The organism is Pseudomonas sp. T1.Ur (assembly GCF_023516725.1).
Classification (GTDB): domain Bacteria; phylum Pseudomonadota; class Gammaproteobacteria; order Pseudomonadales; family Pseudomonadaceae; genus Aquipseudomonas; species Aquipseudomonas alvandae.
Map to the genome: position 1 here is coordinate 3,625,369 of NZ_JAMGSN010000001.1, position 21,431 is coordinate 3,646,799.

Genomic DNA, 21,431 nt, shown 5'->3' on the forward strand with positions numbered 1-21,431 from the left:
CTGCAACCATGAGCCTGCAATTGAGTTTCGCCGAGGCCAGCGCCATCGGCCCACGGGAAGAAAACCAGGACGCCCTGCGCCTGGTCACCCCCGCCCCGGCCTTGGCCGCTAGCAAGGGTTATCTGTTCGCCATCGCCGACGGCGTGAGCCAATGCGCCGATGGCGGATTGGCCGCCCGCTCGACCTTGCAAGCGCTGGCCCTGGATTACTACTCCACGCCGCAAACCTGGGGCGTGGCCCAAGCGCTGGACCGGCTGTTACTGGCACAGAACCGCTGGTTGCAAGCCAACGGTGGCGGACAGCCGCTGCTCACCACCGTCAGCGCGCTGGTGCTGCGGGGGCGGCGCTTCACCCTGGCCCATGTCGGTGATTGCCGGGTCTACCGCTGGCACGCCGATCACCTGCAACGGGTCAGCGAAGACCACGTCTGGGAACAACAGGGCATGCAGCATGTGCTCAAGCGTGCCCTCGGGCTGGATCAACATCTGATCCTGGATTTCCTCGACGGGGAGCTGCGTGAAGATGAAACCTTCGTGCTGCTCAGCGACGGTGTCTGGGCGGTGCTGGGGGACACGGCCATCGCCGGTATCCTTCGCGACCAGCCAGACCTGGACCAGGCGGCCCAGACATTGGTCGCCGCCGCGCATCTGGCCGGTAGCCAGGACAACGCCAGCGCGCTGTTGGTGCGAGTCGATGCGGTGGGCGAAGCCAGCATTGGCGACGCGCTGATCCAATTGCAGCAGTGGCCCCTGCCCCCTGCGCTAAAGGCGGGCCAGGCCTTCGAGGGTTGGCAGATCGAGGGTTTGCTCGGCCAGAGCCAGCAATCGTTGCTTTACCGGGTCCACGACGGCCAAGGCCACCCCTGGCTGCTGAAAACCTTGCCTGCGCAGCTGCGGGACGATTCTCGGGCCGGGCAGGCCTTGTTGTCGGAAGAATGGTTTCTCAAGCGAGTCGCCGGCAGGCAATTTCCCGAAGTGCATGGCGTGCCCCAGCGTCAGCATCTGTACTACGTGATGCGCGAATATTCGGGCATGACCCTGGCCGAGTTATTCGAGCGGACCGGCACGCTGCCCCTGGCGCAATGGCAGGACCTCGCACAACGGCTGGTGCGGGCGGTGGGCCTGTTGCATCGACGGCAGATCTACCACCGCGACATCAAGCCGGAAAACCTGCACCTGGGCGACGACGGCGAACTTCGCCTATTGGATTTTGGCCTGGCGTATTGCCCAGGCTTGTCCGAGGACCAGGCCAACGTTCTGCCTGGCACGCCCAGCTACATTGCCCCGGAAGCCTTTGGGGGTGCCGCGCCGACCGCTCAACAGGATTTGTACTCGGTCGGCGTGACCTTGTATTTCCTGCTGACCGGGCACTATCCCTACGGTGAAGTCGAAGCCTTCCAACGCCCGCGCTTTGGTGTGCCGGTCAGCGCCAGCCGCTATCGACCGGACCTGGCCGAATGGCTCGGGCAAAGCCTCGAACGTGCCGTCGCCGCGGACCCGGGCCAGCGCTTTGAAACCGCCGAGGAATGGTTGCTGTTGCTGGAACAGGGCGAGCGCCGCAGCTTGAGCGTAAGGCCCCGGCCCCTGCTGGAAAGAGAACCGCTGAAGGTTTGGCGGACGTTGGCGCTGGTGTCGCTGGTCGTGAATGTCGTGCTGTTGTTCCTGCTATTCCACGGCTGAAACCCATCGCCCCCTCGCAGGGGATTGTCTTGCGGCAAGCCTGGAAATCAGCTCAAGCGCTGATCGCCAGGCCATGTCGGCGATGATGCACGCTCAACTGATCCTTGATCAGCCGCAGCACCCGGGCTTCGTGCTCATGGATGAAGAAATGCCCACCCGCGAGCATGTCCACGGAGAAACTGCCGCAGGTTTCCCGGCTCCAGCCAATCAGTTGTTCTGTGGTGGCCTTGTCGGCCGCGCCGCCGAGCACATGCACGGGGCAGTTCAGCGGTGATCGGAGCTTGGGTTGGTAGCGCCCGCAGAGCAGGAAATCCGCCCGCAGCACGGGCAAGGTCAGGGCCATCAGCTCTTCATTGGCCAACACCTCTTCGCTGGTGCCATTGAGGGTGCGCAACTGGTCGATCAGTTGCGCATCGGTTTTCGGCTCGGCGAAGCCGCGATCGTAATCGGCGCGCATTGTCGGCGCCGCAGTGCCCGAGGCAAACAGCGCCACCGGTTCCGGGCAACCCAGCTCGCGCAAGGCATGGGCGAGCTCGCAGGCCAGCAAAGCCCCCAGGCTGTGGCCGAACAGGGCGTAAGGAGCCCGGAGCGTCGGGTACAGCTCCCGTGCCAGTTGCTTCGCCAATGGCCCGATGTCGGTGTGCAGCGGCTCGGCAAAACGCGCCCCGCGCCCCGGCAATTCCACCGGTTGCACCGTCAGCCACTGTGGCACCTTGCGCCGCCAGCGGCTGTAAACCATCGCACTGGCGCCTGAATACGGCAGGCACAGCAGGATCAATTGGGTCACTGCGGTTTTCTCCGATCGTTTGTATAAAAAGAATAACGAGGCCGGGCCGCAGAAAATTAGTCGCCGGCCTTTCCCCAGGATACGTCTTATACTGCACGCCCCATGGCTTTGGTCTGCCCAAGGAGAACACAATGAGCTGGTCCGCCCAACAATATGTTGCTTTCGAACAGGAACGCACCCGCCCGTCCCGCGATCTGCTGGCGGCGATCCCGCCGGTACAGGCGCGCCAGGTGATCGACCTGGGCTGCGGTCCCGGCAACTCCACCGAACTGTTGGTGGACCACTTCCCCGGCGCAACGGTGCGTGGCCTGGACAGTTCCGCCGACATGGTCGAAGCCGCCCGCAAGCGCTTGCCCAACGTGACATTCGACACGGCAGACATCGGCCGATGGAACGAAAGCGGCCCCTTCGACGTGATCTTCGCCAACGCCGTACTGCAATGGCTGCCGGACCACGCCACTCTGCTGCCATCGCTGGTGGACAAGCTCACGCCAGGTGGCAGCCTGGCGATCCAGATGCCCGACACCCTGCACCAGCCGTCCCATCGCTTGATGCGAGACATCGCCGCCCGCGGCCCCTGGGCCAGCCAACTGGCCGGCGCGGCCGATTCTCGGACCGAGGTGGAGGACGCCGGCACCTATTATTCGATCCTCAAGCCTCATTGCAGCCGCGTCGACGTGTGGCGCACCACCTACCACCATCCCCTGGCCGGTGGTGCCTCGGGGATCGTGGAATGGTTCAAGGGCAGCGGCCTGCGTCCGTTCCTCGAACCCTTGGATGAAGCGCAGCGCGAGGACTATCTGACGCAGTACCACAAGGCCGTCGAACAGGCTTATCCGGCCCTGGACGATGGTTCGGTCCTGCTGCCGTTTCCAAGGTTGTTCATCGTCGCGACGCGCTAGTGCGGTGGTCGGGTGGCGAGGGCTAAATTTCTGATCCAGGCCCTCGTTACCTGCTAAGACCAAAACCCGCAAGAGTGACCGCCGTGGACCTGCAAACCATTCTGGGCAAGCTGTTCGCCAATGCCGGCGCCGTTGGTATCGAAGGCGTTTTCCAATTCGTGTTCGGCCCGCACCAGGCGTTCTGGTCCGAGGTCAAGGCCAGCAGTCACACCCAGGCTGGCCGCCACGCCAGCCCCGACGTGACCATCGAAGTGGCGGAAAAGGATTTTCTCGGGATCATGGCCGGCGCGGCCAACGTCGAGGAACTGTTCGCCAGCGGTCGCCTGAAGATCGGCGGCAACATGGGGCTGGCGACGTTGTTGCCGCAGATCATCGACCACGCGCGCCACGGCAGTCGCCCGGTGGAAAAGGTCGACATGAACAAGCGCTACCCGACCCCGTCGCGCTTCAGTGAAACCCTTACCGCCAGCCTGCCGACCCAGCGCAGCGTGGAGCGTCGGGCGCGCAGCGAGCTGTCGGTGCAAACGTTCCAGGCGCGCTATCTGCCCCATGGCATCCCGGTGGTCATCAGCGATGCGTTGCAGGACTGGCCCTTGTTCAAGCTCAGCCGGGAAGAAACCCTGGTGCATTTTGCCGAGTTGCAAGGCATCACTCGCCACGGCGACTACGTGAAGAAAACTTTCTCCACCGAGCGGGACTTTCGCTCCACCTCCATGGCGGACTTCATCGCCTCCCTCGACAGCCCGGCGCCCAAGCGCGCCGACGGCGAACCACCGGCCTACATGGGCAACAACATATTGCCGGCGCAGTTGATGGAGCTGATCCAATACCCGCCCTACTTCGATGCTTCATTGTTCATCCCACCGCGCATCTGGATCGGCCCCAAGGGCACCCTCACGCCCCTGCACCGCGACGACACCGACAACCTGTTCGCCCAGGTCTGGGGCCAGAAAACCTTCACCCTCGCCGCGCCCCATCATCGCGAAGCCCTCGGCACCTGGTCCACCGCGCCCCAAGGCGGGCTGGACGGCTGCGACTTCAACCCGGACGCGCCGGACTATGATCGTTTCCCCAGCGCAAGGGATGTAACGTTCATGCGGGTGACGCTGGAGGCTGGGGATCTGCTGTTTTTGCCGGAGGGTTGGTTTCACCAGGTGGAGTCGGTGTCCACCTCACTGTCGGTGAATTTCTGGGTGAATTCCGGGCGGGGTTGGTAGCGGTCGAAGTTTGCTTTCGTGGCGAGGGAGCTCGCTCCCGCTCGGCTGCGTAGCAGACGCCGCTTTCCCGTTCAGAAATAGAGGGCCGCTTCGCGCCCCAGCGGGAGCAAGCGCCCTCGCCACGGGAAGGGTGCCTGGCAAGCCTGTCGCTCACCTTTGCTGGCGATAACTCTGCACCGCCGACCCAAGCACCACCCCCCCGGCCGCAATCGCCAGCCAGAACCCACTGCGTGCGCCAAACGTATCCACCAGCCACCCCGAACCGGCCGCGCCGATCGCCACACCGATGCTCAGCCCGGTGACCAACCAGGTCAGGCCTTCGGTCAGCCGAGCCGGCGGCACGATACGCTCCACCAGGGCCATGGCGACGATCAGCGTCGGCGCGAAGAACAACCCCGCGACGAACACGGCCAAGGACAAGCCGAGGATATTGTTCGCCAACAGCAACGGCAGCGTGGTCACTGCCGTCGCCACCCCGCCGTACAGGAACAGCCGCGGCAATGGCAGTTTCGAGCGCAGCGCGCCGAACGCCAGCCCGGCCAGGCACGAGCCGATCGCATAGACCGACAGCACGATGCTCGCCGCCGCCGGTTGCCCCTGCTGCTGGGCGAACGCGACGCTGACCACGTCCACCACCCCGACGATGACACCCATGGCGACCATCAACGACAGCAGCAAGAGCACATCGCCCGAACCAATGATCGAGCCCTGATGATGGGCCTGATGGGGGTGCACCGGCGGTTCGGTGCCACGCTGCAGGACAAACGCCGTCACGCCTATCGCCAGCAGCAACACCGAGGCCAGCGGCCCCGCCTCGGGGAACGCCACCACGCACAACCCCACCGACAGCGGAGGCCCGACGATGAAGCAAACCTCGTCCAGCACCGATTCCAGCGCATAAGCGGTGCGCAGTTGTGGCTGGCCGCGATACACCTCGGTCCAGCGTGCCCGCACCATCGCCGACATACTCGGCATGCAACCGGCCAGGGCGGCGAACAGGAACAGCGTCCAATGGGGGGCCTGCAATCGCGTGCACAACAGCAGCATCAACAACGCCCCGCCGCCCAGCAACGCCGCCGCCGGCAAGACCCGCCCCTGGCCGAAACGGTCCACCAGTCGCGACACCTGGGGCGCGCAGAACGCAGTCGCCAAGGCAAACGTCGCCGCCACTGCACCGGCCAATCCGTAGCCACCCTTGAGCTGCGAAAGCATGGTGATCACGCCGATGCCGGTCATTGATATGGGCATGCGCGCGATCATCCCCGCCAGCACGAAGCCGCGGCTGCCAGGGGCAGTGAACAATTCACGATAGGGGTTTGCCATGGAATGCGGCCTCAACAAGGGCCTGCAACTTGCCATAAACGACCGGGCTGGGGAAAGCGCAAAACTGTGGGTGAAATGTGAAGACTGTTTCCTGCAAATGAACTCTCGGCACGTGGCGCCAGTCAGCAAGTAAGGCCCTCAGTTCACGGTGCTACCCCATGCAGATTTCCCTCGCCCGACAAGTCGCCTTGGTGACCGGCGCCAGTTCCGGCATCGGCGCTGGCTCGGCCAAGGCACTGGCGGCGGCCGGTGCCGCCGTGGTGCTCAACTACCATTCCAGCGCCGGCCCGGCCGAAGAGCTGGCCCGCGAGATCAACGACAGTGGCGGCCGCGCCATCGCCATCGGCGCCGACGTGTCGAAGGAGCAGGACGTCGAACGCTTGTTCGCCCAGACCCTCGACGCCTTCGGTACGCTGGACATTCTGGTCGCCAACTCCGGCCTGCAAAAAGACGCTGCCGCCGTCGACATGAGCCTGGACGACTGGAACACCGTCATCGGCGTCAATCTCACCGGCCAGTTCCTCTGTGCCCGCGCCGCCTTGCGAATCTTCACCCGCCAGGGCATTCGCCAAGGCGTGTCCCGCGCCGCCGGCAAGATCATCCACATGAGCTCGGTGCATCAGCGCATTCCCTGGGCCGGCCACGTCAACTACGCAGCATCCAAGGGTGGCATCGACCAGCTCATGCAGACCCTGGCCCAGGAAACCAGTCACCAGCGCATCCGCATAAACAGCATCGCCCCCGGCGCCATCCGCACGGCGATCAACCGGGAGGCCATGGAGGGCGACAAGGAGCAGAAAATCCTGGAGCTCATCCCCTACGGTCGGGTCGGCGATGTGGAAGATGTCGCCAACGCGGTGGTCTGGCTGGCGTCGGATTTGTCCGATTATGTCGTGGGTACCACGCTGTTCATCGATGGCGGAATGAGCCTCTATCCGGGGTTCCGCGGCAATGGCTGATCATGACGAACCGCAAAGCCCCATCGAGAATCACGGGATCATTGGCGACATGCGCACCGCCGCGCTGGTCAACGATCGTGGCAGCGTGGATTTCTTCTGCTGGCCTGAATTCGACAGCCCATCGATCTTCTGTTCGCTGCTGGACACCGCCGAGGCCGGAATCTTCCAACTCGCGCCGGACTTGCCGGACGCCCGTCGCCAGCAAATCTACCTGCCCGACACCAACGTCCTGCAAACCCGTTGGTTGAGCGACGGCGTGGTGGTGGAAATCACCGATCTGCTGCCCATCGGTGACAGTGAGGATGACCTGCCTGTGCTGATGCGCCGGGTGCGCATGACGGTCGGCAGTGCGACATTTCGCATGCGTTGCGCGGTACGCCATGACTATTCCCGCGCCGCGACCACGGCGCGCCAGGACGGCGACCACGTCATCTTCGAGGCCGCGCAACAACCGAGCCTGCGCCTGTGCGCCGACCAGCCCATGACGCTGGACGGCCAGGCGGCGGTGGCCGAGTTCACCCTGGCGCAAGGCCAGACGGCGGAGTTTCTTCTCGGGGGCATCGACGACACTCGCCTGGTGGACGACACCAGCACACTCTGCCTGGAACGAACCCTGGCGTTCTGGCGCGGCTGGATCAGCCAATCCAACTACCGCGGTCGCTGGCGAGAAATGGTCAACCGCTCCGCGCTGGCGCTGAAACTGCTGACGTCACGTAAACAAGGCGCCATCCTCGCCGCCGCCACCTTCGGCCTGCCGGAAACACGCGGCGGCGAGCGCAATTGGGATTACCGCTACACCTGGATCCGCGACGCCTCGTTCACCGTCTACGCATTCATGCGCCTGGGCTTTGTCGATGAAGCCAACGCCTACATGCGCTGGCTGCGTGGCCGGGTCAGCGACTGCCGCGATCAGCCGACCAAACTCAACATCCTCTACGGCCTGGACGGTCGGCTTGAACTGCCCGAAACCGAACTGACGCACCTTAGCGGCTACGGCAACGCGCGGCCGGTGCGCATCGGCAACCTGGCGTACGAGCAGGTGCAGTTGGACATCTTCGGCGAGTTGATGGACGCGGTGTACCTGGTCAACAAATACGGCGAAGCCATTTCCCACCAGGGCTGGAAACACACGGTCGATGTGGTGGACCAGGTGTGCACGATCTGGCAGGACAAGGATGTCGGCATTTGGGAGATGCGCGGCGACAAGCATCATTTCCTGCATTCTCGATTGATGTGCTGGGTCGCCGTGGACCGCGCCATTCGCCTGGCAAGCAAACGCTCCCTGCCCGCTCCGTTCGCCCGCTGGGATGAGACGCGCCAGGCCATCTACGAAGACATCTGGACGAACTTCTGGAACGACGAGCATCAGCATTTCGTCCAGCGCCTGGGCAGCACCGCCCTCGACGGCTCGATGCTGTTGATGCCGCTGGTGCGCTTCGTCAGCGCCCGCGACCCGCGCTGGTTGTCCACGCTGGACGCCATCGAAAAAGACCTGGTGCGCGATGGCATGGTCTATCGCTACCGCACCGACGACGATCCCATCGACGGACTCAGCGGCACCGAAGGTTCATTCGTCGCTTGTTCATTCTGGTACGTCGAATGCCTGGCCCGCGCCGGCCGCGTGGAAAAAGCCCAACTGGAATTCGAGCAATTGCTGCGCTACGCCAATCCGCTGGGATTGTATGCCGAGGAATTCGACAGCCACGGTTATCACCTCGGCAATCTGCCCCAGGCGTTGAGCCATTTGGCGCTGATCAGCGCGGCGACCTTCCTGGATCGCAAGTTGAGTGGAGAGAAAAATCATTGGCAGCCGTGAGCTGCGGTCGGACTGGAAGTAGGAATGTTCCTTTTGTGGCGAGGGGATTTATCCCCTCGCCACCGGGCTGAAGCCCAACGCGACATGCCGCCGCGAGCCTTCCAGGTCGCTGGCCATGGTCCCCACCGCTTCCGAACCACCAACCGACACGACTCGTAAGAATTTTCCGGCTCGCCACATTTTTTGTAGGACCACATTTCCCGTGGCGAGGGAGCTTGCTCCCGCTCGGCTGCGCAGCAGATGCCGCTTTTCAGTTCAGGAATGTTGGGGGCACTTCACAACCCAGCGGGAGCAAGCTCCCCTCGCCACGTTCGATCTGCTTTCCAAGCTAAACGCATTTCGGCGACTCCAGGTTGCCAGCCCCGCGACCCTCTCCTAAGATCGATGCACGCAAGGGTGCAGCGGAGCTGCCCGATAAAAACCCGATTCAAGGACTCGACATGCCCCATATCAAACGCTCCATCACCACCGAGCCCCGATCAGGGCTGACCCGCGAAGAACTCTGGGACGATAAGGACAAGGGCCTGATCAAATGCTGGGAAATCGGTCGCGACCGGGCGGCGAGGTTCCCCGAACTGGCGCAACGCTGTCTGGCCGGTGAGCTGCCGGTGCTGGGTTGGAAAGGCGGAGTCAGCCGTAGCCTGAAGAAAACCGTCAAGTTCGGTTGTCTCAAGTACCTGGCCCAATGGCAGGGCCTGCGCGGCGAAGACCTGGACATCGACCTGACCCAGGAGCGCACCCTGACCTGCTCCAGCACGAACATGATCGTGACGTTCACACCGGACCGGGCCAAATACCTGAACCAGGAGCCCGCCTGACCCCAACCGATTGAAGCCGGAGACCGACATGACATCTGCGCCCAAGGTCAATTTCGCGGTGACGCCACTGCTGCGCATCGCCTACGAAGAACACGGCCCTGCCAGCGGCGAGCCGATCATCCTGCTGCACGGCTTCCCCTATGATCCGCGTACCTTTGACGAAGTTGCCCCGGTCCTGGCCCAACGTGGCTATCGAGTCATCGTGCCGTACCTGCGCGGCTATGGCCCGACCCGGTTCAACAATCCCGCCATCGCCCGCTCCGGCCAACAGGCGGCATTGGCCCAGGACCTGCTGGACCTGATGCACGCGCTCGACATTACCCAAGCAGCGCTGTGCGGCTATGACTGGGGTGGCCGCGCCGCGTGCATCGTTGCTGCCTTGTGGCCGGAGCGCGTGCGCTGCCTGGTCGCAGGCGACGGCTATATCGTGCAGGACATTCCTCGCTCGACCCAACCGCTGAGTCCCGAAGATGAATATCGCCTGTGGTACCAGTATTACTTTCACACCGCCCGGGGCGTCGAAGGCCTGACGCAGAACCGGCGTGAACTGTGCCAATTGCTCTGGCGCCTCTGGTCGCCAACCTGGGAACGCGGCGCCGAGCTGTATCCGCTTACCGCCCCGTCGTTCGAGAACCCGGACTTTGTCGACGTGGTGATTCATTCCTACCGCCACCGCTTCATGTACGCGCCGGGAGATCCGACCCTTGAGTGGATGGAGGAGCAACTGGCGGCGCAACCGGCCATCAGCGTGCCGAGCATTTCCCTGCGCGGGGCCGATGATGGTGTGGGACCGCCGTCCGGACACGACGAAGATGCCGGGCATTTCACTGGGCACTATGAACGCCGCGTGCTGCCCGGCGTCGGCCATAACATTCCTCAGGAAGCCCCCGAGGCTACGGTCAAGGCGTTACTGGATCTGCTTGAGCGCTGAATCGCTCCCGATAGGCCTGGGGCGTCACGCCCACGGCTCGCAAAAAGCTGCGGCGCAGGGTTTCTTCGCTGCCGAAGCCACATTGCAGGGCGACGCGCTTGACCGGCACCGCGCTGTCGGCAAGCAGCCGGCGGGCGGTCTCGACGCGGATCAGTTCCACGGCGCGGGCTGGGGTCTGGCCGGTTTCGGCGCGGTAATGGCGGACGAAACTGCGTTCACTCATGCCCGCCTCAGCGGCCAGGCTCGACAAGCCCAGGTCCCGCGTAAGGTGTTCGGCGATCCAGGCGTGCAATTTATCGAAGCGACCGCCCTGTTTTTGTAGCGCCAAGGTAGCGCTGAACTGCGATTGCCCGCCGGGACGCTTGAGAAAGACCACCAAGTGCCGCGCGACCTCCAGGGCCATCGCCCGGCCCAGGTCCTCTTCGACCAGCGCCAATGCGAGGTCGATCCCGGCCGTGACCCCGGCCGACGTCCAGACTGGACCGTCCTTGATGAAAATCGGATTGGGTTCGACCTGCAATTGCGGGTGTTGCTTGGCCAGTTGTTCACAGCGGGTCCAGTGAGTCGCCACCCGGCGCCCGTCCAGCCAACCACTGGCCGCCAACAGGAACGCGCCGGTACACACTGACGCGACCCTTCGCGAGCGCATCCCTTGGTGTTTGACCCAAGCCACCAGGGCCGGATCCTTGGCGGCTTCGTATACGCCCCAACCACCGGCGACCAGCAACGTGTCGCTGTCATCGTCGGGGAGCGGCTCGGCCATCAGCGCCAACCCCGCCGACGACATCACCGCCCCGCCACCGGCAGCGACAACGGTCGGCGCATACGGCACCGGCAATCCTTGCCCACGGACCAGATCGTTGGCCGACGCGAATACCTGCAAGGGCCCCGTGACGTCCAGCACCTGAACGTTGGCAAAGGCCAGCACATGAATGGATTTCGGCGTATTTGGCATATTGGCGTGATTCGTGGGCTGATTGGCGAATACGCCAGATCCTACGAGCCTACAGTGAAACCGTCCACCCTTCGGGCATCATCCACAGGAGAAAGCGACATGACATTGCAGATTGGTTTTCTGTTATTCCCCCAGGTGCAGCAATTGGACCTCACCGGCCCTTATGACGTGCTGGCCTCCTTGCCCGATGTGAAAGTGCACCTGATCTGGAAAGACCTGGCGCCCGTTACCGCCAGTACCGGACTGGTCTTGCTGCCGACCACTACGTTCGAGGACTGCCCGACGCTCGACGTGATCTGCGTGCCTGGCGGCAGCGGCGTTGGTCCGTTGATGGAGGACGAGCAGACCCTGGCTTTCATCAAGCGCCAGGCAGCCCACACCAAGTACATCACCTCGGTATGCACCGGCTCGCTGGTACTCGGCGCGGCGGGATTGTTGCGTGGCAAGCGTGCCACCACCCATTGGGCCTTCCACAGCCTGCTGCAACCGTTGGGCGCCATCCCCATCAAGGACCGCGTGGTCCGCGATGGCAATCTGTTTACCGGGGGTGGCATCACGGCGGGCATCGACTTTGCCTTGACCCTGGCGGCAGAGCTGTTCGACCAGGACACCGCCGAGCTCGTCCAATTGCAACTTGAGTATGCTCCCGCCCCCCCGTTTGCCTCAGGGAGTCCGGACACTGCGCCGGCAAAAGTGCTGGAAGAGGCCAACCGGCGCTCGGCGGAGTCGCTCCGGGTGCGTTCACAGATCACCCAGCGGGCTGCTGCGCGGCTGGAGGGGGTGTAGCGGAAGAGTTTCAGCCAGGTACGCGGGTATTTTCACCTGGCTGAAACGGACATCGGACCGGTACGCCTCAGTATGGGCTGGCCGTGGGCCGCACCACCAGTTCGCTGACGTCCACGTCCGCCGGTTGTTCAATGGCGTAGGCAATGGCCCGAGCGATGGCCTCGGCGGGGATGGCAATCCTGCGGAACTCGCGCATCTCGGCGCGTCCGCCTTCGTCGGAAATACTCTCGGCCAGTTCCGACTCGGTGACGCCGGGGGAGATCACGGTCACGCGTACGTCTCCACCCACCTCTTGGCGCAGGCCCTCGGAAATTGCCCGCACGGCAAACTTCGTGGCGCAGTACACCGCCGCCGTCGGGCTGACCGCGTAGGCCCCGATAGAGGCGATATTGATGAACTGGCCGCTGCGCTGGCGTTGCATCAATGGCAGGCCAGCGGCGATACCGTGTAGCACGCCACGGATGTTGACGTCGATCATCCGGTCCCATTCCTCTACTTTCAGGGCCTCGAGCTTGGAAAGGGGCATGACGCCGGCGTTATTGATGATCACATCGAGTCGGCCGAATTTTTCGACGGCAAAATCGATCAGGCCCTGAACGTCGTCACGACGGGCCACGTCCACGGCTTTGCAGGCAGCCCTGTGGCCGGCAACCTCAAGTTCCTGCACGAGCGTTTGCAAGCGGTCCACGCGCCGGGCTCCAAGTACTACACAAGCCCCCCGAGCCGCCAGCAACCGCGCCGCCGCCTCGCCAATCCCACTGCTGGCCCCGGTGATGACCACGACTTTGTTTTGGATATCGGACATGATGGTCCCCTCGTCTGGATAGGTTGGCTCCTGATCGGAGCGTTCTGACAGGTCCAGATTAGGGATTCATCCGACGCCTCGGTTAGCCGGATCCTCCTGCGCATTTGCACGATCCTGTAACGATAACGCCTCTGGTCGTCGCGGCGGCAATCGGCTTTACTAGGCGATCCATTGAATGGGCCAGGGAGATTGATCGGCATGTCGGTACCCCCCTCCATCACCATCACGCCTGACGACCGCGTAGACCTGCGTCGCGCTGAGCTGGCAAACCTGATGAAGCGCTTCGCACCGGAATATGGCGTGCATCCTACGGCGATCGAGCCTTTGCATTTGATCCGCAGCGATCAACCCACCGAGGCCTTGCACGTTGTGCATAAGCCAGGGCTGTGTGTCATCGTCCAAGGACGCAAGGAAGTCACGCTGGCACATGAACGCTACGTTTATGACCCGCTTAATTATCTGGTGGTCTCGGTGACATTGCCATTGGCCGGCCAAGTGATTGAAGCCACTCCCGAGCAACCGTACCTGTGCATACGCCTGGACATCGATCCGGCACAGATCTGTCGCTTGATCGCCGATGCCAGTCCCATCGGCGTACCGACCGAAAAATCCGATCGCGGATTGTTCCTGGACCGCATCGATGAACCCCTGCTCGATGCAATGTTGCGTTTGCTGCGGCTGCTCGACAGCCCGGACGACATCGCCACCCTCGCGCCCTTGGCCCAGCAGGAGATTTTCTATCGACTGCTGCGGGGAGCCCAAGGCCGGCGACTGCATGAGATCGCCATTCCTGACACCCAGACCCACCGCATCAGTCGCGCCATCGAGTGGCTCAATACGCATTATGCCGAACCGTTGAGCATCGACAGCCTGGCGCAAATGATCAATCTCAGTCCCTCGGCGCTTCACCACCGCTTCAAAGCCGTGACCGCCATGAGTCCGCTGCAATATCAGAAACAGTTGCGCCTGCAGGAGGCGCGACGACTGTTATTGGCCGAAAACAGCGACGTTTCGTCAATCGGCTACAAGATGGGCTATGAAAGCCCTTCACAATTCAGCCGTGAATACAGCCGTCTATTCGGCGCCTCCCCGAGCAAGGACATCGCCCGCCTACGCGCCATGGCATTGCAGGTCAGCAGCGCCTGATCCTGCGTGCAACCAGGATTAGGCCAACTCGAGGCAGTTTCGAAATCCTCCCCGCGCGCCTCGTCCCTGCTCCGCCCCCTTGCAGCAAGACAACGTCGGGGCTACGACGAGCAATGGCCAGACGCCCAGCTAATAGACATTACTTTTTCACAGGCGAAAAAAAACCCGCCGAAGCGGGTTTTTCCAAGACCATTACGACTCCCTGTCGATAGCTTTCCTTGCAAGGCCGATCATCCATGATCCTGAGCACTCCCTGTGCTTCAGTGGATGGGGTCAGAATACGCCTCGGATCCAAAGTGGAATAGAAGAGATAGCAACCATCGCGTGTAAGACATTCGCCATACCCACCCCTCCGTAAACCCTTAGCGTCTTAAGGGGACCGTTGGGACACTACCGTCTCTCACGCCCTGCCGAAGAACATCAACCTCGGATTCAGGCCCTGTTCAAGAACTCTTCAATATTAGCCATTTGCTCATCCCAGCCACGACTGTCCATCCGAAAGGCCTTGAGTCGGCGCGCCTCGGGGATATCGTTGAATCCCGACTCCACTACCTTCAGCAGGGTGCCGCCATTCATATCCTCAAGCTCAAATTGCACGCGCGTCTCGGACTCCGAAGAATAGTCCGTCTCTGGCTCGATGGCGTAAGGATGCCAACGAAACGAAAATACCCGCTCCGGCTCGACCCGCTCCACCGCCACGTCCCAAGTAAGGTGCTCATAGCCCGGGTAGGTAATCTGCCCTTGGGTCCGCTCCCCCGCAACGAATCGTTTACCCTCCAGATTCACGCCAAACCACTGGCCAAAGGCTTCGGCATTGGCCAAGGCTCGCCAGACTTGTGAACGCGGCGCCTTGAGTAAGATCTTTCTTTCTATACGATCGGATAAATGCATGGGGTCACCTCCTGTGTTCAACAGTAGGCTTGTAAGACCACGAGTCCAACCGGAAAGTTGTATCGGACCACTGTTTGGGTACACGCCCGCGCCGGTTTTACCCCAAGGAGAGATTGATAATGTCCACCCGTTTGCTGCTGCCCCTGATTCCCCTGCTATTCATCGGCGCTGTTCAGGCTGATGCATGCGCCAATGCCACAACTCAAGGTGATATGAATCAGTGCGCAGCCCAAGAGAACAAAGCTGCCGACAAAGAGCTGAACAGCTTGTATAAACAAATCACAGCACGCCTGGTGGACAATGCCCAGGCCAAGCAGTTGCTGGTCAAGGCACAGCGTGCATGGATCGAATTCCGTGACGCTGAATGCAGCTTTTCCGCGTCCGGCGTCGAAGGCGGTAGCGTCTATCCCATGATTCACAATGAATGTATTACAAACCTGACGAAGGCGCGGGTCGAGGCGCTCAAGACCTACCTCAAGTGCAAGGAAGGAGACTTGAGCTGCCCGGTACCTGAGGCTTGATGGATAGATATTGAAGGGATGATCTGGTCATCCTTTTTTTGTCTCAAAAACAAAACCCCTACCTGCATCAGCAGATAGGGGTTTCGGAATTTAATCTTGACGATGACCTACTCTCACATGGGGAAACCCCACACTACCATCGGCGATGCATCGTTTCACTTCTGAGTTCGGGATGGGATCAGGTGGTTCCAATGCTCTATGGTCGTCAAGAAATTCGGTAGCCAGCGCGTGCCTTGCGGTCACGTTCCAGCGAATGGGTATGCGATAGTTTGTGGGTTTTGACTCGAACTTTCGGTTCATCTCGTCTTCACACACCGCAATCTGGCCTCTTTCGAGTCTACAGATTGCTTGGGTGTTATATGGTCAAGCCTCACGGGCAATTAGTACAGGTTAGCTCAACGCCTCACAGCGCTTACACACCCTGCCTATCAACGTCGTAGTCTTCGACGGCCCTTCAGGGGACTCAAGGTCCCAGTGAGATCTCATCTTGAGGCAAGTTTCCCGCTTAGATGCTTTCAGCGGTTATCTTTTCCGAACATAGCTACCCGGCAATGCCACTGGCGTGACAACCGGAACACCAGAGGTTCGTCCACTCCGGTCCTCTCGTACTAGGAGCAGCCCCTCTCAAATCTCAAACGTCCACGGCAGATAGGGACCGAACTGTCTCACGACGTTCTAAACCCAGCTCGCGTACCACTTTAAATGGCGAACAGCCATACCCTTGGGACCGGCTTCAGCCCCAGGATGTGATGAGCCGACATCGAGGTGCCAAACACCGCCGTCGATATGAACTCTTGGGCGGTATCAGCCTGTTATCCCCGGAGTACCTTTTATCCGTTGAGCGATGGCCCTTCCATACAGAACCACCGGATCACTAAGACCTACTTTCGTACCTGCTCGACGTGTCTGTCTCGCAGTCAAGCGCGCTTTTGCCTTTATACTCTACGACCGATTTCCGACCGGTCTGAGCGCACCTTCGTACTCCTCCGTTACTCTTTAGGAGGAGACCGCCCCAGTCAAACTACCCACCATACACTGTCCTCGATCCGGATAACGGACCTGAGTTAGAACCTCAAAGTTGCCAGGGTGGTATTTCAAGGATGGCTCCACGCAGACTGGCGTCCACGCTTCAAAGCCTCCCACCTATCCTACACAAGCAAATTCAAAGTCCAGTGCAAAGCTATAGTAAAGGTTCACGGGGTCTTTCCGTCTAGCCGCGGATACACTGCATCTTCACAGCGATTTCAATTTCACTGAGTCTCGGGTGGAGACAGCGCCGCCATCGTTACGCCATTCGTGCAGGTCGGAACTTACCCGACAAGGAATTTCGCTACCTTAGGACCGTTATAGTTACGGCCGCCGTTTACCGGGGCTTCGATCAAGAGCTTCGCGTTAGCTAACCCCATCAATTAACCTTCCGGCACCGGGCAGGCGTCACACCCTATACGTCCACTTTCGTGTTTGCAGAGTGCTGTGTTTTTAATAAACAGTCGCAGCGGCCTGGTATCTTCGACCGGCGTGGGCTTACGCAGCAAGTGCTTCACCCTCACCGGCGCACCTTCTCCCGAAGTTACGGTGCCATTTTGCCTAGTTCCTTCACCCGAGTTCTCTCAAGCGCCTTGGTATTCTCTACCCAACCACCTGTGTCGGTTTGGGGTACGGTTCCTGGTTACCTGAAGCTTAGAAGCTTTTCTTGGAAGCATGGCATCAACCACTTCGTCACCCAAAGGGTAACTCGTCATCAGCTCTCGGCCTTGAGATCCCGGATTTACCTAAGATCCCAGCCTACCACCTTAAACTTGGACAACCAACGCCAAGCTGGCCTAGCCTTCTCCGTCCCTCCATCGCAATAACCAGAAGTACAGGAATATTAACCTGTTTTCCATCGACTACGCTTTTCAGCCTCGCCTTAGGGACCGACTAACCCTGCGTCGATTAACGTTGCGCAGGAAACCTTGGTCTTTCGGCGTGGGTGTTTTTCACACCCATTGTCGTTACTCATGTCAGCATTCGCACTTCTGATACCTCCAGCAAGCTTCTCAACTCACCTTCACAGGCTTACAGAACGCTCCTCTACCGCATCACTTGCGTGATACCCGTAGCTTCGGTGTATGGTTTGAGCCCCGTTACATCTTCCGCGCAGGCCGACTCGACTAGTGAGCTATTACGCTTTCTTTAAAGGGTGGCTGCTTCTAAGCCAACCTCCTAGCTGTCTAAGCCTTCCCACATCGTTTCCCACTTAACCATAACTTTGGGACCTTAGCTGACGGTCTGGGTTGTTTCCCTTTTCACGACGGACGTTAGCACCCGCCGTGTGTCTCCCATGCTCGGCACTTGTAGGTATTCGGAGTTTGCATCGGTTTGGTAAGTCGGGATGACCCCCTAGCCGAAACAGTGCTCTACCCCCTACAGTGATACATGAGGCGCTACCTAAATAGCTTTCGAGGAGAACCAGCTATCTCCGAGCTTGATTAGCCTTTCACTCCGATCCACAGGTCATCCGCTAACTTTTCAACGGTAGTCGGTTCGGTCCTCCAGTCAGTGTTACCTAACCTTCAACCTGCCCATGGATAGATCGCCCGGTTTCGGGTCTATTCCCAGCGACTAGACGCCCTATTAAGACTCGCTTTCGCTACGCCTCCCCTATTCGGTTAAGCTCGCCACTGAAAATAAGTCGCTGACCCATTATACAAAAGGTACGCAGTCACCCAACAAAGTGGGCTCCCACTGCTTGTACGCATACGGTTTCAGGATCTATTTCACTCCCCTCTCCGGGGTTCTTTTCGCCTTTCCCTCACGGTACTAGTTCACTATCGGTCAGTCAGTAGTATTTAGCCTTGGAGGATGGTCCCCCCATATTCAGACAAAGTTTCTCGTGCTCCGTCCTACTCGATTTCACTTCTAAGATCCTTTCGCGTACAGGGCTATCACCCACTATGGCCGCACTTTCCAGAGCGTTCCGCTAAAATCAAAGAAGCTTAAGGGCTAGTCCCCGTTCGCTCGCCACTACTAAGGGAATCTCGGTTGATTTCTTTTCCTCAGGGTACTTAGATGTTTCAGTTCCCCTGGTTCGCCTCTTGCACCTATGTATTCAGTACAAGATAACCATCTTATGATGGCTGGGTTCCCCCATTCAGACACCTCCGGATCAAAGTCTGTTTGCCGACTCCCCGAAGCTTTTCGCAGGCTACCACGTCTTTCATCGCCTCTGACTGCCAAGGCATCCACCGTATGCGCTTCTTCACTTGACCATATAACCCCAAGCAATCTGGTTATACTGTGAAGACGACATTCGCCGAAAATTCGAATTTCTCAACTAAGAGAACTCACAAATTTTACCTTAGCCTGATCCGTTACCAGTGAAAGTAACGTTCAGTCTATCTTTCTATCACATACCCAAATTTTTAAAGAACGATCTAATCAAAAGACTAGAAATCAACATTCATCATCACCTTGATGGAATGCTCATTTCTAAGCTTTCAGAAGCAGTTTATGGTGGAGCCAAGCGGGATCGAACCGCTGACCTCCTGCGTGCAAGGCAGGCGCTCTCCCAGCTGAGCTATGGCCCCATTACAAAATTGGTGGGTCTGGGCAGATTCGAACTGCCGACCTCACCCTTATCAGGGGTGCGCTCTAACCAACTGAGCTACAGACCCAATTTCGAGCTTGTAACTGTTAGCTGTGAGCTATCAGCTTGGAGCTTAAAGCTGCTTCTATCGTCTTCTTCAATGAATCAAGCAATTCGTGTGGGAGCTCATGGAGCAGCTGCGGTCGTCGATTAAGGAGGTGATCCAGCCGCAGGTTCCCCTACGGCTACCTTGTTACGACTTCACCCCAGTCATGAATCACACCGTGGTAACCGTCCCCCCGAAGGTTAGACTAGCTACTTCTGGTGCAACCCACTCCCATGGTGTGACGGGCGGTGTGTACAAGGCCCGGGAACGTATTCACCGCGACATTCTGATTCGCGATTACTAGCGATTCCGACTTCACGCAGTCGAGTTGCAGACTGCGATCCGGACTACGATCGGTTTTGTGGGATTAGCTCCACCTCGCGGCTTGGCAACCCTCTGTACCGACCATTGTAGCACGTGTGTAGCCCAGGCCGTAAGGGCCATGATGACTTGACGTCATCCCCACCTTCCTCCGGTTTGTCACCGGCAGTCTCCTTAGAGTGCCCACCATAACGTGCTGGTAACTAAGGACAAGGGTTGCGCTCGTTACGGGACTTAACCCAACATCTCACGACACGAGCTGACGACAGCCATGCAGCACCTGTCTCAATGTTCCCGAAGGCACCAATCCATCTCTGGAAAGTTCATTGGATGTCAAGGCCTGGTAAGGTTCTTCGCGTTGCTTCGAATTAAACCACATGCTCCACCGCTTGTGCGGGCCCCCGTCAATTCATTTGAGTTTTAACCTTGCGGCCGTACTCCCCAGGCGGTCAACTTAATGCGTTAGCTGCGCCACTAAGAGCTCAAGGCTCCCAACGGCTAGTTGACATCGTTTACGGCGTGGACTACCAGGGTATCTAATCCTGTTTGCTCCCCACGCTTTCGCACCTCAGTGTCAGTATCAGTCCAGGTGGTCGCCTTCGCCACTGGTGTTCCTTCCTATATCTACGCATTTCACCGCTACACAGGAAATTCCACCACCCTCTACCATACTCTAGCTCGACAGTTTTGAATGCAGTTCCCAGGTTGAGCCCGGGGATTTCACATCCAACTTAACGAACCACCTACGCGCGCTTTACGCCCAGTAATTCCGATTAACGCTTGCACCCTCTGTATTACCGCGGCTGCTGGCACAGAGTTAGCCGGTGCTTATTCTGTCGGTAACGTCAAAACACTAACGTATTAGGTTAATGCCCTTCCTCCCAACTTAAAGTGCTTTACAATCCGAAGACCTTCTTCACACACGCGGCATGGCTGGATCAGGCTTTCGCCCATTGTCCAATATTCCCCACTGCTGCCTCCCGTAGGAGTCTGGACCGTGTCTCAGTTCCAGTGTGACTGATCATCCTCTCAGACCAGTTACGGATCGTCGCCTTGGTGAGCCATTACCTCACCAACTAGCTAATCCGACCTAGGCTCATCTGATAGCGCAAGGCCCGAAGGTCCCCTGCTTTCTCCCGTAGGACGTATGCGGTATTAGCGTCCGTTTCCGAGCGTTATCCCCCACTACCAGGCAGATTCCTAGGCATTACTCACCCGTCCGCCGCTCTCAAGAGGTGCAAGCACCTCTCTACCGCTCGACTTGCATGTGTTAGGCCTGCCGCCAGCGTTCAATCTGAGCCATGATCAAACTCTTCAGTTCAAACATCTTTGGGTTTTGAGAAAACCCTAAACTTGGCTCAGCAATCGTTGGTTACATCTTTGATTTCTCGCGGAGTAACTTGTGATGCTGATAATCTGTTGACTAGCAGTCTGACTCCACAAGCACCCACACGAATTGCTTGATTCAGTTGTTAAAGAGCGGTGGGTTGAGCCTTTCGTCTCAACCGAGGCGCGCATTCTACAGCGCCCCGTGTATCTGTCAAGCGGTTATTTTAAGAAGTTTTCAAAGTTTCGCTTGGAAATCCTTAACAACTTCAACCACTTGCGCTTTCGATCTCTCGTTAGCGGGAGGCGAATTCTACAGCGTTACTCGCTGCTGTCAACACCTCTTTTTCACCGCTTTCGACCGAGAAGATCGAATCGCCGATAGGGCCAAACAACACCGCCCCATCAACTCCTTCAGCGCTTCGATGAACTGAAGCGCCCGGCCTATCTAAACCTACTTAACTCATTGAAAATCAAGGAGTTTTCCGTTTCGACTGCGCCGGAAGTGGGGCGAATTATAGACACCTGGAATCTGCCGTCAACCGTTATTTTCTCTTTCTCCATTTTTCTGGCC

General features: G+C 59.5%; 15 protein-coding genes, 2 tRNA genes and 3 rRNA genes. 10 read left to right on the forward strand and 10 right to left on the reverse strand.

All coding sequences use genetic code 11. The annotated features are described in order from the left end of the window. Window positions 1-8: 8 nt before the first annotated feature. Window positions 9-1,679: a bifunctional protein-serine/threonine kinase/phosphatase gene (locus M8Q45_RS15995; protein ID WP_249875542.1), complete on the forward strand. Its 1,671-nt coding sequence runs from the start codon at window positions 9-11 to the stop codon at window positions 1,677-1,679. Window positions 1,680-1,731: 52 nt separating this feature from the next. On the opposite strand, the gene M8Q45_RS16000 is transcribed toward M8Q45_RS15995, so the two are convergent. Beyond that, window positions 1,732-2,466: a thioesterase II family protein gene (locus M8Q45_RS16000; RefSeq protein WP_249875543.1), complete on the reverse strand. Its 735-nt coding sequence runs from the start codon at window positions 2,464-2,466 to the stop codon at window positions 1,732-1,734. Window positions 2,467-2,597: 131 nt separating this feature from the next. On the opposite strand from M8Q45_RS16000, the gene tam reads away from it, so the two are divergent. After that, window positions 2,598-3,368 (forward strand): trans-aconitate 2-methyltransferase, encoded by a 771-nt coding sequence (gene tam, locus M8Q45_RS16005; RefSeq protein WP_249875544.1) that lies wholly within the window; start codon window positions 2,598-2,600, stop codon window positions 3,366-3,368. An 83-nt stretch (window positions 3,369-3,451) separates the two neighbouring features. After that, a complete protein-coding gene (locus M8Q45_RS16010; RefSeq protein WP_249875545.1) occupies window positions 3,452-4,585 on the forward strand; it encodes a cupin-like domain-containing protein in 1,134 nt (377 codons plus the stop codon). Window positions 4,586-4,735: 150 nt separating this feature from the next. Here the strand turns inward: M8Q45_RS16010 and M8Q45_RS16015 are convergent, their stop codons facing one another. Next, the gene (locus M8Q45_RS16015; RefSeq protein WP_249875546.1) at window positions 4,736-5,908 is read right to left on the reverse strand and encodes an MFS transporter; all 1,173 of its coding nucleotides are present in this window, start codon (window positions 5,906-5,908) and stop codon (window positions 4,736-4,738) included. A gap of 158 nt (window positions 5,909-6,066) precedes the next feature. On the opposite strand from M8Q45_RS16015, the gene M8Q45_RS16020 reads away from it, so the two are divergent. The 4 genes from M8Q45_RS16020 (at window position 6,067) to M8Q45_RS16035 (ending at window position 10,432) form a co-directional block, all read left to right on the forward strand. Beyond that, window positions 6,067-6,867, forward strand: a complete 801-nt coding sequence (locus tag M8Q45_RS16020; protein WP_249875547.1) for an SDR family oxidoreductase — start codon at window positions 6,067-6,069, stop codon at window positions 6,865-6,867. Then, on the forward strand, window positions 6,860-8,683 hold the full coding sequence (locus M8Q45_RS16025; RefSeq protein ID WP_249875548.1) for a glycoside hydrolase family 15 protein: 1,824 nt from the start codon (window positions 6,860-6,862) through the stop codon (window positions 8,681-8,683). The genes M8Q45_RS16020 and M8Q45_RS16025 overlap by 8 nt, the downstream gene beginning before the upstream one ends. A 440-nt stretch (window positions 8,684-9,123) precedes the next feature. Next, entirely contained in the window at window positions 9,124-9,501 is a 378-nt protein-coding gene (locus M8Q45_RS16030) for a hypothetical protein (RefSeq protein WP_249875549.1), read from the forward strand. A gap of 28 nt (window positions 9,502-9,529) precedes the next feature. Continuing rightward, complete coding sequence (locus tag M8Q45_RS16035) at window positions 9,530-10,432, forward strand: alpha/beta fold hydrolase (RefSeq protein ID WP_249875550.1); 903 nt, start codon at window positions 9,530-9,532, stop codon at window positions 10,430-10,432. On the opposite strand, the gene M8Q45_RS16040 is transcribed toward M8Q45_RS16035, so the two are convergent. After that, entirely contained in the window at window positions 10,401-11,387 is a 987-nt protein-coding gene (locus tag M8Q45_RS16040) for a GlxA family transcriptional regulator (protein ID WP_249875551.1), read from the reverse strand. The two genes, M8Q45_RS16035 and M8Q45_RS16040, sit on opposite strands and share 32 nt — an antisense overlap. Before the next feature lie 99 nt (window positions 11,388-11,486). On the opposite strand from M8Q45_RS16040, the gene inhA reads away from it, so the two are divergent. Then, window positions 11,487-12,173: an isonitrile hydratase gene (gene inhA, locus M8Q45_RS16045; RefSeq protein WP_249875552.1), complete on the forward strand. Its 687-nt coding sequence runs from the start codon at window positions 11,487-11,489 to the stop codon at window positions 12,171-12,173. Window positions 12,174-12,240: 67 nt separating this feature from the next. Here inhA and M8Q45_RS16050 read toward each other — a convergent pair whose 3' ends face one another. Next, window positions 12,241-12,978: an SDR family oxidoreductase gene (locus M8Q45_RS16050; protein WP_249875553.1), complete on the reverse strand. Its 738-nt coding sequence runs from the start codon at window positions 12,976-12,978 to the stop codon at window positions 12,241-12,243. 198 nt (window positions 12,979-13,176) lie between these two features. Here M8Q45_RS16050 and M8Q45_RS16055 point away from each other — a divergent pair, with 198 nt between their 5' ends. Further along, complete coding sequence (locus M8Q45_RS16055; RefSeq protein WP_249875554.1) at window positions 13,177-14,124, forward strand: AraC family transcriptional regulator; 948 nt, start codon at window positions 13,177-13,179, stop codon at window positions 14,122-14,124. Between the two features lie 432 nt (window positions 14,125-14,556). Here M8Q45_RS16055 and M8Q45_RS16060 read toward each other — a convergent pair whose 3' ends face one another. Then, complete coding sequence (locus M8Q45_RS16060) at window positions 14,557-15,015, reverse strand: SRPBCC family protein (protein WP_249875555.1); 459 nt, start codon at window positions 15,013-15,015, stop codon at window positions 14,557-14,559. 119 nt (window positions 15,016-15,134) lie between these two features. Between M8Q45_RS16060 and M8Q45_RS16065 the strand changes: the two genes are divergently transcribed. After that, window positions 15,135-15,536, forward strand: a complete 402-nt coding sequence (locus tag M8Q45_RS16065) for a lysozyme inhibitor LprI family protein (protein ID WP_249875556.1) — start codon at window positions 15,135-15,137, stop codon at window positions 15,534-15,536. Window positions 15,537-15,630: 94 nt separating this feature from the next. Here the strand turns inward: M8Q45_RS16065 and rrf are convergent. The 5 genes from rrf to M8Q45_RS16090 all read right to left on the reverse strand — a co-directional run bounded on the left by rrf (window position 15,631) and on the right by M8Q45_RS16090 (window position 20,852). After that, window positions 15,631-15,746: ribosomal RNA gene (rrf, locus tag M8Q45_RS16070) — 5S ribosomal RNA — on the reverse strand. Window positions 15,747-15,895: 149 nt separating this feature from the next. Next, window positions 15,896-18,787: ribosomal RNA gene (locus M8Q45_RS16075) — 23S ribosomal RNA — on the reverse strand. A gap of 242 nt (window positions 18,788-19,029) precedes the next feature. Beyond that, a tRNA-Ala gene (locus M8Q45_RS16080) sits at window positions 19,030-19,105 on the reverse strand. 10 nt (window positions 19,106-19,115) lie between these two features. Next, window positions 19,116-19,192: transfer RNA gene (locus M8Q45_RS16085), tRNA-Ile, on the reverse strand. Window positions 19,193-19,315: 123 nt separating this feature from the next. Next, window positions 19,316-20,852 (reverse strand): 16S ribosomal RNA (locus M8Q45_RS16090). The 16S, 23S and 5S rRNA genes sit together here with 2 tRNA genes alongside, the layout of an rRNA operon. Window positions 20,853-21,431: the final 579 nt, after the last annotated feature.

Excerpts from the sequence above, each read along its gene's own strand:
- M8Q45_RS16060 (WP_249875555.1), bottom strand. The coding sequence starts at position 15,015 with ATGCATTTATCCGATCGTATAGAAAGAAAGATCTTACTCAAGGCGCCG.
- M8Q45_RS16025 (WP_249875548.1), top strand. The coding sequence starts at position 6,860 with ATGGCTGATCATGACGAACCGCAAAGCCCCATCGAGAATCACGGGATC.
- M8Q45_RS16040 (WP_249875551.1), bottom strand. The coding sequence starts at position 11,387 with ATGCCAAATACGCCGAAATCCATTCATGTGCTGGCCTTTGCCAACGTT.
- M8Q45_RS16020 (WP_249875547.1), top strand. The coding sequence starts at position 6,067 with ATGCAGATTTCCCTCGCCCGACAAGTCGCCTTGGTGACCGGCGCCAGT.
- M8Q45_RS16055 (WP_249875554.1), top strand. The coding sequence starts at position 13,177 with ATGTCGGTACCCCCCTCCATCACCATCACGCCTGACGACCGCGTAGAC.
- M8Q45_RS15995 (WP_249875542.1), top strand. The coding sequence starts at position 9 with ATGAGCCTGCAATTGAGTTTCGCCGAGGCCAGCGCCATCGGCCCACGG.
- tam (WP_249875544.1), top strand. The coding sequence starts at position 2,598 with ATGAGCTGGTCCGCCCAACAATATGTTGCTTTCGAACAGGAACGCACC.
- M8Q45_RS16065 (WP_249875556.1), top strand. The coding sequence starts at position 15,135 with ATGTCCACCCGTTTGCTGCTGCCCCTGATTCCCCTGCTATTCATCGGC.
- M8Q45_RS16030 (WP_249875549.1), top strand. The coding sequence starts at position 9,124 with ATGCCCCATATCAAACGCTCCATCACCACCGAGCCCCGATCAGGGCTG.
- M8Q45_RS16015 (WP_249875546.1), bottom strand. The coding sequence starts at position 5,908 with ATGGCAAACCCCTATCGTGAATTGTTCACTGCCCCTGGCAGCCGCGGC.
- M8Q45_RS16050 (WP_249875553.1), bottom strand. The coding sequence starts at position 12,978 with ATGTCCGATATCCAAAACAAAGTCGTGGTCATCACCGGGGCCAGCAGT.
- M8Q45_RS16035 (WP_249875550.1), top strand. The coding sequence starts at position 9,530 with ATGACATCTGCGCCCAAGGTCAATTTCGCGGTGACGCCACTGCTGCGC.
- inhA (WP_249875552.1), top strand. The coding sequence starts at position 11,487 with ATGACATTGCAGATTGGTTTTCTGTTATTCCCCCAGGTGCAGCAATTG.